Source organism: Nostoc sp. ChiVER01 (genome assembly GCF_034531155.1).
In the GTDB taxonomy this organism is placed as follows: Bacteria; Cyanobacteriota; Cyanobacteriia; order Cyanobacteriales; family Nostocaceae; genus Nostoc.
Genome location: NZ_JAVRBS010000006.1, coordinates 19,903 through 38,015, shown reverse-complemented (window position 1 = coordinate 38,015; position 18,113 = coordinate 19,903). Strand labels below are relative to the sequence as shown.

Here is an 18,113-nt window from a genome sequence, read left to right as displayed (position 1 = left end):
AAAAGTTCTGTATCGTCCTTTTCCCCTTTAACATGAACCCTTTTCCCCAAGAGTGCAAAAAGCACTTTTGCCAAGAGGTCTATTATTAAATTTATTTTAAAGATTAGGATCCGCTATATAAATAGAAAACAAAGGTAGCACAGCTAGCTGTGCTACCTTACTATGTTGTTTATCCATCAAATCATGGGGTTGTGGAGGGATCAAGTTTTATCCGAACTGTCTTGGAACAACAGGGGCTTCCCCAACAAACCTGCCCAGCAGGCATATCAGTAAAAACACTACTGCGAGCGCCAATCACAGCATTAGCGCCAATTTTCACTCCCGGCCCGACAAAACAATCTGCGGCTACCCATGCACCATTGTCAATGGTGATACTCGCTGTTTTCAACCCAAAGGCGGGGTCTTGGATATCATGACTACCAGTACAGAGGTAGCTTTTTTGCGAAATTACGCAGTGTTCACCGATGAGGATCTGATCGAGGCTATATAAAACTACGTTATCTCCAATCCAACTGTAGTTGCCAATCGTAACTTTCCAAGGGTAGGTGAAGCGGGCAGTGGGTCGAATTAATACGCCTTTACCGATACGAGCGCCAAATAGTCGTAGCAAAGCACAACGCAGAATATTTAACGGTTGAGGAGTCAGGGGAAAGGCGATCGCTTGCACAAGCCACCATAACAAAATATACCAACCTGGGCGCCCCCGATCAAACCAGGATTGGTCGTATTTGCGTAAATCTACGAAAGGGTCATTAGTCATTCAATTTTGGATTTTAGATTTTTCCTTCAATTCAAAATTAAAATTTGGATTTTAGATTTTAGATTTTAAATTTTTCCTTCAATCCAAAATTAAAAATTAAAAATCTAAAATTGTCATAGTCAAGAGTCAATGGTCAATAGCTCTCCCTCTGCTCCCCTGCTCCCCTGCCCCTCTGCTCCCTCCTTCGAGGTAGTTGCAGTATTTAAGTGACCACCACAGTTGCGTAATTCGTAGAGTTTAACACCAATTTGATATTCATATTGACTCAGCAAACGTGCATAGATATATCCGGCTTTGCCATCCAAAAAACCGCGTTGAATAATATAAAATAAAACAAATCGTAAAATGGGTTTAAATGGCAGGTGTACCCAAACTTTTTTCAAAAAGCGCTTGCGTTGCACTGCGTCACCAAATAGATTCGCGCCGATAGTGCCGCTATCATCTTTACCTGTGAGAATATTAAAATAAACGCTGGCTTCCCAGTTAGAATAGCGGTTGTGTCGTTCTAACCAGTGATAAAGGTCGCGGAAGTCTTCGTGGAGCATATCATTTTTGAGATACCCAACTTTACCCTGCAAAATCACATGTTCGTGTACTTCGTTATCACCAGTATTGGGAATATCTTCTGTATGTAGATTTTCGTAACGACCTTTTTTATGTTGAAATAAACGTAGATTCCAATCGGGATATTTCCCGCCATAACGAATCCATTTTCCTAAGAAAAATACGCGGCGATTTAGGTAATAACCTGTATATTCCTTGTTTTGAATTGCTTGCTCAATTTCTTCCCAAAGTTCAGGAGGAATACGCTCATCGCAATCTACAATTAGCACCCATTCGTTACGAAAAGGTAGATTGTCTAAAGACCAATTTTTCTTTTTGGGCCAGCGTCCATTGAAGTTGAATTGTACGACATTTACACCATGACTGTTAGCAATTTCAATGCTGTTATCAGTACTTTGAGAATCTACTACAAATATCTCATCTGCTCTGCTGAGGCTAGCAAGGCAAGCAGGTAAGTTTGCTTGTTCATTTTTTGCCGGAATTAATACAGAAACTGGTATTTTAGATGACATATATTTGGGAGTTAGGAGTTATAAGTAGAGACGCGATTAATCGCGTCTGTACAGGAGTTAGGAGTAAAGCATTCTGAATTTTAAATTCTGAATTCTTTTTTATTTCTTATTTGCTCTGGATAAAAGACCTTGAATAGCAGCATTTAAGTACCCAATCTGACCGTAAGCATATACAAGTTTGTCAAACCGTTCTGCTGGATCAGAAAAATATTGCAATGCCTTATACAAGCCGCGCACAAACCGTTCGCTACCTCGCTGTAATTGAGCAATTCCAGCTTTACCAACGAGTTGTTCTCGATAGCATTCACTGATACCCTGCCACCAGCCCCGGTTTAAAAACCAGGAGCGTTGGAGGCGTTCTGGAGCAACATTGTGAGCAACCAGTGCTTCGGGAAGATAAGCGACTTGCCAATTACGCTGTAGGGCAAATTCGGTCATTTGCAGTTCTTCATTTGATAATAAATTTTTTCCCACTCGGCCGAGATGAGGATCAAAACCGCCAATTTCTTCTAAAAAACTGCGGCGGATGGAGTAATTTAAGCCTCTGGGTGTTAAGCCAGGTTGCTCGATGTAGATGATACTGTCACCCAAATCGTATGCACCTAGATTTGCAGCTAATCCGGGAGATAGCCACCGTGGTTGTTGAATTCCTGGAGGCCAGATGAGAGTGACTTTGCCACCTGCGATCGCTAATTTAGAATTATTGTAATAGGCAAAATATAAAACTTGTAGCCAGCCCTTACTAGCAACGGCATCGTCATCGAGATAAGCAAGAATATCACCAGTAGCTATTTTTGCACCCGTGTTGCGGGCGACAGATAAACCAATGGTAGGTTCAAATATATATTTCAAGCGCGGATTGTGGGCCCTTTGTTCTACAACCTCACGGGTGCGATCGCTAGACCCATTATCAACTACTACAATTTCAAAGTCAGCAGGAAAATCCTGCGCTAAAAGACTATCAATTGCAGCCCCTAAATAGGTATCTCGATTGTGGGTACAGATAATGGCAGAGATTTGGGTGTCTGGCATAGCTTTTATTTTGGATTTTAGATTTGGGATTTTAGATAAAAATCTGAAATCCAAGGCACACCTGCTGAGAGTTAATCTAAACTAAAAATTACCGACCCACCAACCGAGTTTCTTCGGAATTAATCTTTAAAACTTTACGTTTGTTGAATATGACCGTGTAAAACAACAAGTGTTTGGGCCAGTTGACTCAGGCGGGTTTCCAAAGATTGCTTGCGTCCTAACAGTTGACGTAACTTTTGGTAACGCGCGATCGCCATGCTAACATTGGGAATCTGATCTGCTGGACATGGACGCGACCAGACTTTACCAGTATCGTCTATACCACAGAGACGGTAGCCAGTAATAGATGATTGATAAGATACTTTCCCACCAGTGGCGCAAATTTCTTCTACATAGTTCATCAGGCGGTCAACTTCTGCATGGCGCAGTGTTGCAGTTCCTCCTGCTTCTGGTTCCTTGGGATTGGATTCTAACCAGCCATTAACAATTGGCCCTTCTAAGTAAATATCCTGAATTTGCTTCAAAATATTTTGCAGTTCTATTTGCCAACCGGCGACAGTTTCCTGAATTTCTTGCAATAAATTCATCGCCAATCCTGGATTCGCTCCGTGGCGATGGCTACTAAAGCTCGGAGTTTTCAACTTGGGTAGGCTGGGTGTTTTGCTACCATCCTCTTGTGCTTGAAAGGTCTGCACAGACTCATGGTGAGGAAAGAAATCTTGTTCAGCAGGATAATCTCTCTCAGTGTCAACTGTTTGTTCTTCTTGAGAGGATTGAGTTTGTGTACTTTCTGTGGGTTCGTTGGCTCCGACACTGATTCTAAAGGAGAAAGGCCGTTTTGTCGTCGAATCACCAGCTTCGGCGGCAGAGGCAGTGCCGCGATTCACTAAATCATGTAGAGTTGCTTCTATGCGTTTTAAGCCTGCGTTCATAAAGACATCCTAAGGTTTGCTGTCCCCGATGGTGTTGGATAATTAAGAATGGGGTTGTTGGGATTTTCGGCTTTTGCCAATTTTGACATCAATGATGCTGGTGCTAATTTTATCTCTTAAAAGTTATTTGAAACTAAAAATTTTGCCAAGAAAGTAAAAAACTGGGGTGATAAATTACAACCGTAAGCATATTGTTAAAATATTCAGGAAACAACTTTGGGTAAAATCATCTTAGTAATAGGGCCAGCCCGATCTGGTAAAAGTGAATGGGCGGAAACTCTGGCTATGCAGTCAAAAAAAGCTGTTATTTACGTAGCAACAGCCACCGATAACCCAGATGACGAAGAATGGCATCAACGCATTTTAGAACATCAACAACGTCGTCCCCAAGACTGGGTGACTTTATCTGTACCTGTGGAACTGTCTGCTACCCTCGCTGATGCCAAACCTTATACCTGTCTTTTAGTTGATTCTTTAGGAACTTGGGTTGCGAATCTCTTAGAAGAGGACGAGTCTAGCTGGGAAAACATCGTTGCAGAGTTGTTAGAGACGGTGGATCTGGTGGCTGCTGATATGGTGTTTGTAGCAGAAGAGGTTGGTTGGGGTGTGATACCAGCTTATCCTCTTGGAAGGGCGTTCCGCGATCGCCTGGGTTCTTTAGTCCGCCAGCTAGGTGTACTTAGCAATACTGTTTATTTAGTTACAGGTGGTCATGTTCTCAATCTCAGCAGGCTTGGTTATCCATTGCCAAATAAAGGAGAAATGAGGAGTCAAGATTCTTAACTATTAATTCAAATTAATCCAAAATCTAAAATTTAAAATCTAAAATTGTAATATGGCAACCAAACAAGAAGTTAGAGGATACCTTGCCTACTGGTTTCAGTTGGGTAAGAAAGTGATTACGAGCAACGGTAAGGCAAGCTTTTTGCCCCAATCGGTGCTAAATGGCGATCGCTATAGTGAAGAATTTGAAGAGTGCTGGCAAAAAATTCTCTCACCGGAATCGGGTGATTGTTACCTAGAGGGTACACACGAAACCATTGCTGAACTTTTGACACCAGCCTGGGAGATGCTACCTTGCAGCCGTTGCAGTATGCCAGTAGCCGCACGAAACGTCGGAATGCCGGCGTTGTTATGCCCCTGCAATGATTTACCTAGCTGGCCTAATACCGAATTACCAGCCCCGCGAGAGCCAATTAATACTCAAGAGCAACTTAAAATAATTAGCGATCGCTTATAGACAATCTTGCATTTTCTCAGTTGTTTTTAGACGACTTTCGGTATCAAACTCAAAATTAATTCTGAGGCGGGCTAGATGAGAATCAAATAGCCTCACTATATGGCTTTTCCTAATCAAATAATCTAAGCTCCCCGCTTGCTCTTAAGGGGTTGGGGGTGAAGTTCTGTACCTATTCAACTGAGAACCGCTATAAATCAACACAGTTCATTTAAGCCCCAAATTTTTTGTAGATATGTTGCCATGTAACGTCTTTAAATACCAAAAAAAATCCTTAACTTAAATATATTGTGCTAGAAATGGCTAACTAACTAACTTATTATTTGAAATATTACGTCGGCGCAAATTAGAAGATTTAACCAATTTCCAGACCGAATAATATTGATTGCTGTAAACAATATCTGTCTTTAAGTTATAATTTTTTTCTATTGTTTCGCGCCAATTGTCTGAAGGATTGAGTAAAAATACATCAGCAAACCCATCAGGTATTTTAAGGATTTGTTGGTTGTTCACCAACAAAAATCGCACTTTTGGTTCCAAAAGATAGCTTAGAGAGAAAACATTCCTATAATTATTACCCAAAGCATCACTAATCAAAAGTGGACTACTCGTCTGATTGATGATTCGGGCAACTTGTGGATTGCCATAACTCATACCCTTATTCCACCAAGTTTCTGCTTGGGAACTCACCTTACAAGAAATCAGCCCACAAATAATCACCAATGCCATGATTATTTGCCAAATGCTGCGGCGTGATATGCTTTCATTATATATTTGCGTAGCTAGTAGGTAAGCAACAGTTACTTGGATTCCTAAATAAGATGGTAGCAAATATGGTTCAGTGGATAATTGTATGCTACCATAACTTGACAGTATTAGAGGTAATGCTGGCACTAAAATCAATGTAATGAGAAAAAACCAAACTTTATAATTAGTTGTTAGACAAAGAAAACAAATTGAATATCCTACAATAATTAAAAATATTGGTGTAATTAAAGAATTCAAAGGATTAGCTGGGCTAAGGTCTATATCAAGAAAAATCCGGCTTAACTGGATTAGCAAAAATGGAAATATAGGCATCAAAGATGACTGAATTTTTGTTTTATCTGCTGAAAGCAAAAATTGAAAAAAGTCACCCATCACAATTGTTATCCAAGGCATGAAAGCTAAAAAACCTACCAGTGATACTAACAAATAAGTTCTGACAGTTTCAGTTAACTTAAATTTGGCAGCGATAATTACATAAATTCCATGAGCAAGTGCTACGAATGCACTCCAAAGACATGTATAAAGGCTAATAGCTAAAGTTACTGCATAAATACTCCAGATAGCGAATAAATCTGGCTGTTTCTGTTCTTTTGCTAGCTCATCTTTATCTTGTGATTCCAGCCGCATTACTCGCAGCAGAGACGCACTAGATATTAATATAGTGACTAACCAGAGAATATATTCTTGTGCTTCTTGGGCATAAACTAGTTGAATTGGAGAAATCGCTATGAGTGCGATCGCTACACCAGGAACCGATAATGGTACATTAAATAATTCTCGGCATAGCCAATAAACACAAGGAAAAACCAGCAAACTGATGCAGGCAGATAAACTTCTAATCGCCGTCACCGAATTACCAAATATGTTCATCCACAATCTGGCTATTATGTAATAAAGTGGTGAATGGTAAGGATCTTCTTTTGCTAAATTCATGATTGTGTCATTTAAGCTTTTTTGTTGATTTACACCTTGAAACTGGGCAAAGCTTTCTCTAGTAATGACACGATTATTAAAAATTTGTTGTTTTACTTCAGTTGTTCTGTAACCAGAAATCCGCAATGAAGTATAAGTTTCATCATACGAGTAAATTTTGCTATCAAGGTTAAAATAGCGAAACAATATACCCATTGTCAATAAGAAAATAATTAAAAATCGCAACCAGCTCGGAGCAAATTTGAGATGGCGCATAAGTGGGTTTCCTAAAATGTTTTCTCAAATCATCTAATTAAGCGTACTAGATAAGGTGTCGCAAATACCTTCATCCTAGACATTGCTAAGACTTCAAGCAAAGCCTATTTGTTAAACATCGCCAACCGTACTTTTATTTAATTGGGAAGATTGGCAATCAATACCTCTTCTTCATTAATTACGAAAAGAATTGGACAAGGTTGTATCAAATCTCGCAAAACTGGATTTAGTTTTAAAACTTAGATATCAATGAAGTGTAAAATACACTAAGTGTAGCCGCATTTGTAGTAAGCCAACTCTACAGCTACCGTGCATTGAGCGATCGCTTTGCTGATTATAGTTCTCAATTCTCTACCCGGTGAAAAGAGCATTGCTTAAGGGCGAAGGAAGGATTGTTTTTTGCCTCCAATCCAGGACAGTCTGTAGAAGGAGCGATATTATTAACTGATTAGAATTTGAGGTAGCATTTTAAAGTAGCTGTATCAGCAGATTGATAATACTCCCTTGGCAAGAGAAGATAAACCTTGCTTTTAAGCTATCGGAGGCTAAAATCGCACAGATGCAACAGCAGAATTTCTTGCGTTCGATTCCAAAAGGGTTCTTGAGAGTGCCACTCCGTGTAGCTCTTGTAGTGCCTTTCGTGCTGCAAATCTCTAGTGCTGTAGGCTTAACAGCATTTTTATCTCTAAAAAATGGTCAGAAAGCTGTTAATGATGTTGCTACTCAGCTGCAAAATGAAGTTACAGCTCGGATTCATCAACATCTTACCGCTTACATAGAAATACCCCAACTGGTAACTCAGATGAATGCCAATTCTGTCCATATTGGTGAGTTAAGTTTAAAAAATACAAAAAGTTTAGAACACCATTTATGGCATCAAATGCAGTTGTTCAAACCCTTAAAGCCGATCGCTTTTGCAAGTACACAAGGAGATATTCATTCGGTTGATCGCCTTAATGATGGTTCACTAGTTATCCGAAGAAAAGATCAATCAACGGGTAACAATTACTATACTTACACCACTGATAATCAAGGTAATATTGTCAAATTACTTCAAGTTAAACGAACCTTTGATCCTCGCACTCGCCCTTGGTACACAAATGCTGTCAAAGCAGGTAAAACGACTTGTACAGAAATTTATTCATATTTTTCTTCATCAGGGCTAGCGTTCAGTGCAACTAAACCTCTTTATGACCAGACAGGTGGCTTGCTTGGAGTGACGAATGCAACGTTATCTCTCTCGCAACTAAGTGAGTTTTTGCACAGTTTAAAGATTGGTCGCTCAGGAAAGACATTTATTATCGAGCATTCTGGAGATTTGGTAGCAACTTCAACGCCAGAGCAACCTTTTATCTTGAATAATGAGGGAGGAAAAAAGACATCTAAACGGCTTAGAGCGATCGCTAGTAGCGATCGGATCACTCATCTAACAACACAGTATTTGCAGTCAAAATTTGGTACTTTTAGAAACATTTCTTCTAGTCAACAGCTAGAATTTGAAATTGATCAAAAGCGGCAATTTGTACAGTTAATGCCCTTTACAGCTGACTGTGGGCTAAATTGGGTGATTATTGTGGTGGTTCCAGAAGCCGACTTTATGGAGCATATCGAAGCCAACACCCAAACCACTATTTTGCTGTGTTTAGGGGCGTTGATATTAGCTATAGCCATAGGAGTGATTACTTCTCATTGGATTACTCAACCAATTCTCTGTTTGAGCTTTGCCTCTAAAGAAATTGCTAGTGGGAAATTAGACCAAACCGTTACAGTAGAGGGTATTAACGAACTAAGAGTTCTTGCTCAGGCTCATAATCAAATGGCTACTCAATTACGAGATTCATTTGCTGGACTCTTAGAAGTTAACAGACAATTAGAAGCTGAAATTAATGAGCGGAAGCAGGTAGAAGAACAGTTACGATATAATGCGTTTCACGATGCACTGACAGGTCTACCAAACCGAGCTTTCTTTATGGAGCGCTTAAAACACACACTCCAGCGAGCCAAGCGACAGAAGAATTATTTATTTGCTGTACTATTTCTCGACCTGGATCGGTTTAAGGTGATCAATGACAGTCTCGGACACCTAAAAGGAGACCAATTTCTAATTGCTATTGCAAATAGATTAGAAGTATGTATACGCTCCACGGATATAGCCGCACGACTTGGGGGAGACGAATTTACAATCCTGCTTGACGAACTCCAGAATGTGTCAGAAGCCATCAAAGTAGTTGAACGAATTCAACAAGAATTGACATTACCCCTTGAACTTGACGGACAAGAAGTATTTACAACGGCAAGTATTGGCATCGCCTTAAGTTCGACATTAGACTATGACCAACCAGAAAACTTGTTGAGGGACGCTGATACGGCTATGTACCGAGCCAAGGCGTTGGGCAAAGCTCGCTATGAACTATTCAACCAAGAAATGTATATTAAAGCTCTGGTCAGATTGCAGTTAGAGAACGATCTACGGCGAGCGATCGAACGCCACGAGTTTCAGCTTTATTACCAACCAATTGTTTCCCTCGCTAATGGCAAACTTTCAGGCTTTGAAGCTCTGCTGCGCTGGAACCATCCAGAGCGTGGTTTGATTTCTCCAACAGATTTTATTCCCCTAGTAGAAGAAAGCGGACTGATTGTCGAGGTTGGCTACTGGGCATTACATGAGGCGTGCCGCCAGATGCGAAGCTGGCAGGTGAGCCATCAGACAAACTCATTAGAGAAAATCAGCGTCAATCTTTCAGTCAAGCAATTTTCTCAACCGGATTTAATTGAGCAGATTGGAGAAATTTTGGACTCGACTGGTCTTGATGCTGGCAGTCTCATGTTAGAAATTACTGAAAGTGCAATTATGGAGAATGGCGATGAGGCAAATGCTGCACTCTCAGAACTTCGTAAGATGGGCATTAAGTTATCAATTGATGATTTCGGTACAGGCTATTCTTCCTTAAGCCGTATCCATAACTTTCCGATTAGTGTGTTGAAAATTGACCGTTCCTTTGTCAGCCCGATAGATGCTAATGGCAAGAATTTAGAAATTATTGAGATAATTATCACACTAGCACACAAATTAGGTATGGATGTGACTGCCGAAGGAGTGGAGACAAAAGAGCAGCTAGCATTTTTGAGAAAGTTGAACTGTGAATGTGGACAAGGATATTTTTTCTCACGTCCCTTGGATAACACGGCAGCAGTGGCATTAATCGTGACAAACCCTCAGTGGTAAGGGTTTTTTGAAAGGATTTGGATAACGCCATCTGGCAAACTCTGCAACATTAGATATAGTTAAAAAATCAATAGTTTTAAACTGCCGATCAATAGCTGGAATACTGCATATTTTAGCTCCAATATTTAAGTATGCTTGCAAAATTTTAGGTATTTCAACATTGAAAGAATCTGGACATTTATGAGGCATTTTTAGACAAAATCGTGAATTTGGATAAACCAAAATACTTGGATGCATCAAGCCATTTTGCTTAAAATAATCATAAGTGCAAGTAGCTTCTGAAGGGCATTGTGTTAATAATGATGCACAGCCAAAAAAATATTGGTTTTTACTCCAAATGAGATAATTTGCCAATCCTTCCCAGAGTAGTAAAAGTGCCTGAATATTGCGGTATTCTTTAGCTATACATGCACGTCCAACTTCAACTGATGTTTGAAGCACAGAATTGGGAATCGCATTAAGATTAAATATATCGGCAGCATCAAAGCCTAGTCTTTGAGAAGCCATTGTATAGGTTTGCATCCGATAAGTTCCAATAGTTTTACCCGTTTGTTTGGAGATTAGGATTAAATGATGGCAAACCGCATCAAACTTATCTATATCCATCTTGGTAAAGTTAGAAGCAAAAAATCCCAAGCCTAGTTCCAGATTAAAAACTTCAAAGCGCAACCGAAAAATTGATTCTAATTCTTCTTTGGTTGATGCCAGGCGTAGGGTATATTTTTCAGTTTGAAGGACGGGGAAATCTTCAAGGGGGGCAGGAGGATTCAGTTGGTAATTGATGTTGCATCCAGAAACTTCCATCTATCTTCCTACTTAGATTTGCGAAAATATTCTACTAGGATTTAGGTAATATACAAATAGCTCACATTATGCATTAATGTGTTGAAGTGTGATTGAGACGGTTTTTGATGAAAGAACCTCTAGACAGCTTTTTTACTCTCTCGGATTAGAGGTAGAGTGCTTTTATTATGGACATTAATTCCGAAAAAATCTGGCAATAAGATACAAAATTTTCCTTTGATGTACGCTATAAATACAAGTCATATCAGAAAAGAAAGTCTAAATTAGGGCAGAAAGCCCCCGGATGAATCCAGGGGCTTGGGATGATTTTGGTTGCGATGCTTGCGGTGATCTAATTGCAATATGCGATCGCTGCGGTAAATGCACTCTAAAATACTTAATTAATTACGGTGATTATTGCTGTAGTGAACCCTTGTACCAGCCCAAAGCAACTTCTCCCGCAACGTTTGATAGTAGGAATTGTTCTCGCGCAAAATAATAAATTTAGCCCGACAATCTGCCATCCGCACATCAACGCGGTGTCCCGGCCAAATTGAAGTCCCTAAAACCCCATCTGTCCACAGCTTGGTACTCAAATCATAATCCCCCAAAGGCCAAATACTCACCACAGAACCAGGGGGTAAAACCAGGGGACGACTAGAAAGGCTCATTGCACAAATAGGAGTGATGGTAATCGCCTCCATACCATCATGCATAATTGGCCCATTAGCAGAAACGGTGTAACCTGTAGAACCTGTGGGAGTGGAAATAATCAACCCGTCCCCGACATACTGATCGACTACCTCACCGTCAATTTCCATTTCCAGAATTGAAGTAATCATTCGATCTGCGGAAGCAGGTTTAACACAAAACTCATTCAGAGCCAGATAATGCTCACTAACTGGTTCTAAATTAGACCCGTGACCCTCATATACAGCAGCTTGTAACATCATCCGTCGTTGGATAGCATAGCGATCCTCAAACAGTCGATCCCAAACTTTCTCAGTATCCTGAAACTCTTCCACCGACTCAGTTAAAAACCCCAGATGACCTCCCACATTCACTCCCAGAATCGGGATGCCAGCTGGGGCTAAATGTCTGGCACCAGTTAAAACAGTACCATCGCCACCGAGTACCAAGGCGAGATCAATTGGTTGAGCCGCCGAAGCCAAAAAGACAGGATAGGGGTTGTCTTTCGGCCCGCTTGGCCCCATCAACACCTGGCACTCGCGGCTTTCTAGTTGTTTAGCACAGATTTCTGCCCATTGTTTACTCCGGGCATCCCGCGCTTTATAAGCAATGATTACCTGCTTGAGTTGCACGCACAATTACCATTTCAGGAGATTAAACTGCTCCATATCGACGGTATCGCGGTTGCGATAAATGGCAAGCACGATCGCTAAACCCACCGCCGCCTCGGCCGCGGCCACGGTAATCACAAATACTGTGAAAACCTGACCCTTAATTAATGTTGAGTCGAGGAAGTTGGAAAATGCCATTAAATTCAGATTAACAGCATTGAGCAGTAACTCAATTGACATCAGCACCCGCACAGCGTTGCGGCTAGTAATTAAACCGTAGATGCCGATACAGAATAAAGCTGCTGCTAGTAATAGAAAGTACTGGAGTTGCATGAATCTGAATATCCCTCCTGAAAAATCTGGCTATTTATCTACGACCCAGGTCGTAAATATTACTCTTTTGTTTCGCTGGTTGTTGATACTAGTTCTCTGGGACGTTCTTGCAAAGTTAAAACAGTTTGCCCCAGCTTGGATGGTGTCAACAAGTCTGGCAAATACTCGCGGCGTGCCAAAATAATTGCTCCTACCATTGCTATCAGTAGCAAAATGGAAGCCAGTTCAAAAGGCAGTAGAAAGTCAGTGAAGAAATGTTCTCCAATTAAAACTATAGAACTTTCGCCACCTGCTACAGGAGCGGCTGAGTAAGCCCAAGGAGTAGCCAGCACCATCGTGCTTAAAAGACCGAACAATCCTACACTGACTAAACCTGTTAATACTTTCCGCACCCAAGAGTTGGGAAATGCTACAAAACTCTCCCGCTTGTTCACCAACATAATGGCAAACAAAATCAACACGTTAACCGCCCCAACGTAAATCAGTATTTGTGCAGCTGCAACAAAATCAGCATTTAGCAACAGGTAAATTCCCGCAATGCTGATGAAGACACCCCCCAGCAAAAAGGCAGAATAGACGATGTTGGAGAACAGCACTACACCAATGGCCGCCCCAATCATCATCACGCCTAATATGCCAAGCGATACAAACTGTACTCCTTCCGCTAGATTCACTGTTTTTTGTCCTTAGTCATTAGTCATTGGTCATTAGTCATTGGTCATTAGTCATTGGTCATTGGTCATTGGTCAAATAACGAAGGACAAATGACAATGGACAAATGACAAATTACATTTATTTTTCCGTTTGTTCTACCAGGTCTTCTGGACGCGTACCAGCACGCGGTGCATCTGCGGGCAATCCATGTGGTTCGAGGACGCCTTTGGGTAGGTAAACTAGTTCGCGCAGTGGTGTAACCATTGGATCATCTGTTACCTTATAGGGCAGACGACCTAGCGCTACGTTGTCAAAGTTCAATTCATGGCGATCGTAAGTGGAAAGCTCATACTCTTCTGTCATAGATAGACAGTTAGTGGGGCAAAATTCCACACAATTACCGCAAAAGATACAAACTCCAAAGTCAATGCTGTAGTGATTGAGTTTTTTCTTTTTGCTGGCTTTATCGAATTCCCAATCTACTACAGGCAGGTTAATTGGACAAACGCGAACACAGACTTCGCAGGCAATGCACTTATCAAATTCAAAGTGAATTCTACCGCGAAACCTTTCGCCAAGAATCAGTTTCTCGTAAGGATACTGTACGGTAATCGGACGCCGCCGCATGTGATCGAAGGTGACAGAAAGTCCCTGACCAATGTAACGCGCAGCTTGTACTGTTTCTTTGGCGTAATCACCAACTTGTTTCAGGAACTTTAGCATTGTGTATCAATCTCTCTTTTTAAGCTATCAGCGTTATTTGTCCTTTATCCTTTGTCCTTGGTCATTAGTCATTTGTACTAATGACTAATGACTAATGACTAATGACTAACCACCGAAGGCGAAGGGAAAGGCTAGTTTCAGGGCGGCGGTTAATAGAAGATTAACCAAGCCAACTGGCAACAAAAACTTCCATCCTAAATCTAACAGTTGGTCAATCCGTACCCGTGGCACTGTCCAGCGCAACAGGATGGCGACAAACACTAGTAAATAGGCTTTGAACACGGTCATCGTAATCCCCAAAGCAGCAGTTACTATCTGGAACACGGGATTTAGTTCACTGACTCCCAACCAACCAGCGATGAGGTTGAGGGGAATGGGAAAGTCCCAACCGCCCAGGTAGAGAATTGCTACTAGTAAGGAAGAAAGGATCAAGTTAACGTAAGAACCCAGGTAGAAAAGACCGAATTTCATACCTGAGTATTCAGTTTGATAGCCTGCTACCAGTTCTTCTTCCGCTTCGGGTAAGTCAAAGGGTAATCGTTCGCATTCAGCTAGGGCAGCTATCCAAAAGATTAGGAAACCGATTGGTTGTCGCCAAATGTTCCAGCCCAGAATGCCGTAGCCAGACTGTTGATTGACAATATCAACGGTGTCGAGACTGTTAGACATCATAGCGATCGCTAATACCGCCAGTGCCAAAGGAATTTCATAGCTAATAGATTGCGCTGCTGCCCGCAACCCCCCTAAGAGGGAGTATTTATTATTAGATGCGTAGCCAGCCATTAATAAACCAATGGGTTGAATGCTTGACAAGGCAATCCACAAGAATACGCCCATGCCCACATTGCTAATTACGATGTTCTGCCCAAAAGGGACGATCAGGAATGATAGAAACACCGGAATCACAACAATAATTGGCCCAAGAGTAAACAGCCAAGGGTCAGATTTGGCTGGTACTATATCTTCTTTAAATACCAACTTCAAACCATCAGCCACAGGTACCAGCAACCCAAAAGGCCCTTGGTATTCTGGGCCAATTCGCTGCTGTGCGGCGGCGGAAATTTTTCGCTCTAGCCAGGTAGCAACTAATACCCCCACTGTTGCCCCAATCAGCATCAGTATCATTGGCAGTGGCATCCAAATCGCTTTGGCTGTTCCTGCTGGTAAACCTAAATCCCGGAGGGATTCAATAAAAGTTCCTTGGAGGTCAATTCCTGAGTTCATGTTTCCACTCTTTAAGACATCGAGTCATAGTGAATTACAACTATTAGTTGAATTAATACCTGTAAATTCACGCATTTTTAATTTTTGCCCAGATGACGCTTGATTGAAGATTTGTTGCTAATTCCCATGCCTAGTATATCGTTGGATGGTTTGAGCACCCTGAAGCGAGATGAGAACTTCTACTTATGGTTGGCATTGAGATTGCTATTGAGAAGATGAGGGGACAAGAGAAGAAGCAAGGGGGCAGGGAGCAGGGGGCAGGGAGGATGGAAAAGAGGAATTGGGGCAAAGTGCGCTTTGCCGGCGAGAAAGTTTCCCCTTTTCCCCCTGCCCCCTGCCCTCTCCTTCTTCATTTTCCCCTGCGCCCTGCCCATTTACCGTTGGTCAATGGGGGTATAAGTAACTTCATGCCGACCGTTGTAAACCTGGGTAGGACGGAAAATCCGGTTTTCTGCTAGTTGTTCTTTCCAGTGAGCTAACCAACCAGCAACGCGAGCGATCGCAAATATTGGCGTAAACAAGTCTGTAGGAATTCCCATCTTCCTATACACCAAACCTGAGTAAAAGTCAATATTTGGATAAATTCCTTTGCTACCGAGTTTTTCTCCTACCACTTGTTCCATTTCTAGGGCAATATCATAGAATTTGTCATGCCCAAACTTTTCAAAGAGCTGTTCCGCTAGTCCTTGTAAAATTATGGCTCGTGGGTCTTTTACTTTATACACACGATGTCCAAAGCCCATAATCTTAGATTTAGTTTGCAGACAATGGTCTATGTAGGGACGGACATTTTCTACAGAACCAATTTTTTCCAACATCTGAATTACTTCTTCATTGGCTCCACCATGTAGAGGCCCTCCCAGAGTTCCCACGGCACTAGCAACCACAGCGTAAGGATCAGTCAAGGTGGAAGCTGTCACCCTGGCACTAAAAGTGGAAGCATTCATTGTATGCTCGACCTGAAGTATCAAGCAGATATCAAAAATCCGCGCCATCAAAGGATCGGGTTCTTGCTCGTTGAGCATGTATAGAAAATTGGCGGAGTAATCTAAGTCATCACGGGGACGTACCGGGTCATTGCCTTTCCGCATCAGTTGGAACGCTGCTACCATTGTGGGAATGGTAGCTATCAGGCGCACCACTGAATCCCTAATGTAAGCAGGATTATGTAAATCCCGGAGCGAATAAAACAAGCCTAAAGCAGCAGCAGAGGCTTGCAGCGCATCCATTGGGTGACCGCTTTCAGGAAAGCATTTCATCATGTCCCGAATGCGGTACTTTATCCTGCGGTGATAACGAACTTCATGCTCAAATGCGTTCAATTCTTCCTTGCTTGGCAGTTCGCCCCAGATTAAGAGATAAGCAGTTTCTAGGAATGTACTTTTCTCTGCTAGTTCCTCAATCCGGATGCCACGATATTCTAGTATTCCCTTTTGCCCATCAACATAGCTGATACTTGATTGGGCGGCGGGAATGCCTTCTAAACCAGGCTTGTATTCGCACACCATCATGGCACCACCATTCGCTTTATGAAATATCTGATCAAGCTAACTTACCAGAAATTATTGTCGCTATAACAGTAGCCCTTCTAACAACAATTGGAAATGTTGAAAAACTGTTATAGCAGGTACTTGGGTGGTGTCAACCAAAACATCTGACTCCGACCCAGAGGAGAACCTGTTTCTGGTAGTTTTATCCCAATCATACCTGCTTTTTTCAAGACTAAGCTTCCTTTTACTTCGCCCCATAGAAGAATTTCCGCCCAATTGGTCAAATCAGGTTCGTGTCCAACCAGTGCCAGTTGGGTATTTTGGGAATAATTTCTTGGCTCTAACCAGTCTTTTAGCCAACTAGAAATTTGACCATCGTGGGCGAGGTGGCTAGATTCCTCTAATTTGGAGCTTAGTTTTTCTGCTATCAGGATTTCAGCCGTTTGGCGGGCCCGCACTAAGGGGCTGGTAAGAATCAAGTCAAAGCTTAAACCCAATTTAACAAGTTTCTGGGCAACTTTCTCAGTTTTTTGCCTTCCTTCCTTGGTAAGGCTGCGCTCCTCATCCTTGATGCCTAATCCCTTGTCTTCGGCAATGCCATGACGAATTAAGTATAGTTCCATACTTTGAATTTTATTAGCGTAGCGGGTCGTAACCCGTACTTAGTTAGGATTGACGTTGTTAGGATTGACGTTTGGTGTGAATTAATCTATCCTAATCTTAATCATTATTACGTATTCGTTGATATGCGATCTGTCCGATGCAACGCGGCGTTAGGTGTTCTAGTTACGATTAGGTGACTCAGAAGCAGGTTCAACTACTGAAATTGGGTAAAGTAGGAATTAGTTACTCGGCAGAGACAGGAACAGTTTTTACCCATGTAAAAGTATTCAAGTTAGGTAGCGAAACACCAAGAGCAAGCCCTTGCGCTATCTCAAAAGCCACACCAGGTGGAATAATTACTTGACTATACAAATTAGATAACAAATCAAATAAGTTAAGCTGGTAGAGATATTGCACTGCTGAAGTATCAACAATCACATCAGGCACGAGCTAGATCCTCAATCAGTTCAGCCTCAGTGAGTTTGAAGGTGTTGATGTCATATTTTGCTAGTTGTGAAAGGAATACAACTTTGGGAATACCCGCTAAATTAGCTGCTGCTCCTGAAGAGAGTTTGCCAAGTTCATATAACTTCATAGCAGCAGCGAGAAGAACTTCACCTTGTAGCTGTTCTGGTTTTACATTGAGAGCCAATATAGTTTCTTCTGGAATAGTCAAAGTGAGTTGGTACATAATAATATATGCGCTGCTTTATTTAGGATCATAATAACGCGCTCATATAACCAAACACTTTGACTCCAGCATGAGTTAGGAGTTCTCCTCAT

General features: G+C 41.6%; 18 protein-coding genes. 3 read left to right on the top strand and 15 right to left on the bottom strand.

Features of this window, described 5'->3' with window-relative positions; translation table 11 throughout:
* Positions 1–181: 181 nt before the first annotated feature.
* The 4 genes from hpsU to RMY00_RS10140 all read right to left on the bottom strand — a co-directional run bounded on the left by hpsU (position 182) and on the right by RMY00_RS10140 (position 3,800).
* On the bottom strand, positions 182–760 hold the full coding sequence (gene hpsU, locus RMY00_RS10155) for a hormogonium polysaccharide biosynthesis acetyltransferase HpsU (protein ID WP_322647422.1): 579 nt from the start codon (positions 758–760) through the stop codon (positions 182–184).
* Positions 761–879: 119 nt separating this feature from the next.
* Complete coding sequence (locus RMY00_RS10150; RefSeq protein WP_322647421.1) at positions 880–1,836, bottom strand: glycosyltransferase family 2 protein; 957 nt, start codon at positions 1,834–1,836, stop codon at positions 880–882.
* 99 nt (positions 1,837–1,935) lie between these two features.
* Entirely contained in the window at positions 1,936–2,868 is a 933-nt protein-coding gene (locus RMY00_RS10145) for a glycosyltransferase (RefSeq protein ID WP_322647420.1), read from the bottom strand.
* Between the two features lie 134 nt (positions 2,869–3,002).
* The gene (locus tag RMY00_RS10140) at positions 3,003–3,800 is read right to left on the bottom strand and encodes a hypothetical protein (RefSeq protein ID WP_322647419.1); all 798 of its coding nucleotides are present in this window, start codon (positions 3,798–3,800) and stop codon (positions 3,003–3,005) included.
* A 216-nt stretch (positions 3,801–4,016) separates the two neighbouring features.
* On the opposite strand from RMY00_RS10140, the gene cobU reads away from it, so the two are divergent.
* Positions 4,017–4,583, top strand: a complete 567-nt coding sequence (cobU, locus tag RMY00_RS10135) for a bifunctional adenosylcobinamide kinase/adenosylcobinamide-phosphate guanylyltransferase (protein WP_322647418.1) — start codon at positions 4,017–4,019, stop codon at positions 4,581–4,583.
* 52 nt (positions 4,584–4,635) lie between these two features.
* Positions 4,636–5,040, top strand: a complete 405-nt coding sequence (locus RMY00_RS10130; RefSeq protein WP_109010375.1) for a hypothetical protein — start codon at positions 4,636–4,638, stop codon at positions 5,038–5,040.
* A gap of 300 nt (positions 5,041–5,340) precedes the next feature.
* On the opposite strand, the gene RMY00_RS10125 is transcribed toward RMY00_RS10130, so the two are convergent.
* A complete protein-coding gene (locus RMY00_RS10125) occupies positions 5,341–6,993 on the bottom strand; it encodes a glycosyltransferase family 39 protein (protein ID WP_322647417.1) in 1,653 nt (550 codons plus the stop codon).
* 607 nt (positions 6,994–7,600) lie between these two features.
* Here RMY00_RS10125 and RMY00_RS10120 point away from each other — a divergent pair.
* Positions 7,601–10,219, top strand: a complete 2,619-nt coding sequence (locus RMY00_RS10120; RefSeq protein ID WP_322647416.1) for an EAL domain-containing protein — start codon at positions 7,601–7,603, stop codon at positions 10,217–10,219.
* Here the strand turns inward: RMY00_RS10120 and RMY00_RS10115 are convergent.
* The 10 genes from RMY00_RS10115 to RMY00_RS10070 all read right to left on the bottom strand — a co-directional run bounded on the left by RMY00_RS10115 (position 10,193) and on the right by RMY00_RS10070 (position 18,021).
* The gene (locus RMY00_RS10115; RefSeq protein ID WP_322647415.1) at positions 10,193–11,023 is read right to left on the bottom strand and encodes a GNAT family N-acetyltransferase; all 831 of its coding nucleotides are present in this window, start codon (positions 11,021–11,023) and stop codon (positions 10,193–10,195) included. The two genes, RMY00_RS10120 and RMY00_RS10115, sit on opposite strands and share 27 nt — an antisense overlap.
* A 380-nt stretch (positions 11,024–11,403) precedes the next feature.
* A complete protein-coding gene (locus RMY00_RS10110; RefSeq protein ID WP_100898810.1) occupies positions 11,404–12,324 on the bottom strand; it encodes an NAD(+) kinase in 921 nt (306 codons plus the stop codon).
* 6 nt (positions 12,325–12,330) lie between these two features.
* Positions 12,331–12,636 (bottom strand): NADH-quinone oxidoreductase subunit NuoK, encoded by a 306-nt coding sequence (nuoK, locus tag RMY00_RS10105; RefSeq protein ID WP_006199065.1) that lies wholly within the window; start codon positions 12,634–12,636, stop codon positions 12,331–12,333.
* A 59-nt stretch (positions 12,637–12,695) separates the two neighbouring features.
* On the bottom strand, positions 12,696–13,310 hold the full coding sequence (locus RMY00_RS10100) for an NADH-quinone oxidoreductase subunit J (protein ID WP_322647414.1): 615 nt from the start codon (positions 13,308–13,310) through the stop codon (positions 12,696–12,698).
* 118 nt (positions 13,311–13,428) lie between these two features.
* On the bottom strand, positions 13,429–14,013 hold the full coding sequence (gene ndhI, locus RMY00_RS10095; protein WP_322647413.1) for an NAD(P)H-quinone oxidoreductase subunit I: 585 nt from the start codon (positions 14,011–14,013) through the stop codon (positions 13,429–13,431).
* 105 nt (positions 14,014–14,118) lie between these two features.
* Entirely contained in the window at positions 14,119–15,237 is a 1,119-nt protein-coding gene (nuoH, locus tag RMY00_RS10090) for an NADH-quinone oxidoreductase subunit NuoH (RefSeq protein WP_322647412.1), read from the bottom strand.
* 374 nt (positions 15,238–15,611) lie between these two features.
* Positions 15,612–16,748: a citrate synthase gene (locus tag RMY00_RS10085; RefSeq protein ID WP_322647411.1), complete on the bottom strand. Its 1,137-nt coding sequence runs from the start codon at positions 16,746–16,748 to the stop codon at positions 15,612–15,614.
* Positions 16,749–16,855: 107 nt separating this feature from the next.
* Positions 16,856–17,350, bottom strand: a complete 495-nt coding sequence (gene sixA, locus RMY00_RS10080) for a phosphohistidine phosphatase SixA (RefSeq protein ID WP_322647410.1) — start codon at positions 17,348–17,350, stop codon at positions 16,856–16,858.
* Between the two features lie 223 nt (positions 17,351–17,573).
* Entirely contained in the window at positions 17,574–17,777 is a 204-nt protein-coding gene (locus tag RMY00_RS10075; protein WP_322647409.1) for a hypothetical protein, read from the bottom strand.
* Positions 17,770–18,021 (bottom strand): UPF0175 family protein, encoded by a 252-nt coding sequence (locus RMY00_RS10070; protein WP_322647408.1) that lies wholly within the window; start codon positions 18,019–18,021, stop codon positions 17,770–17,772. Before RMY00_RS10070 ends, RMY00_RS10075 begins: the two co-directional genes overlap by 8 nt.
* Positions 18,022–18,113: the final 92 nt, after the last annotated feature.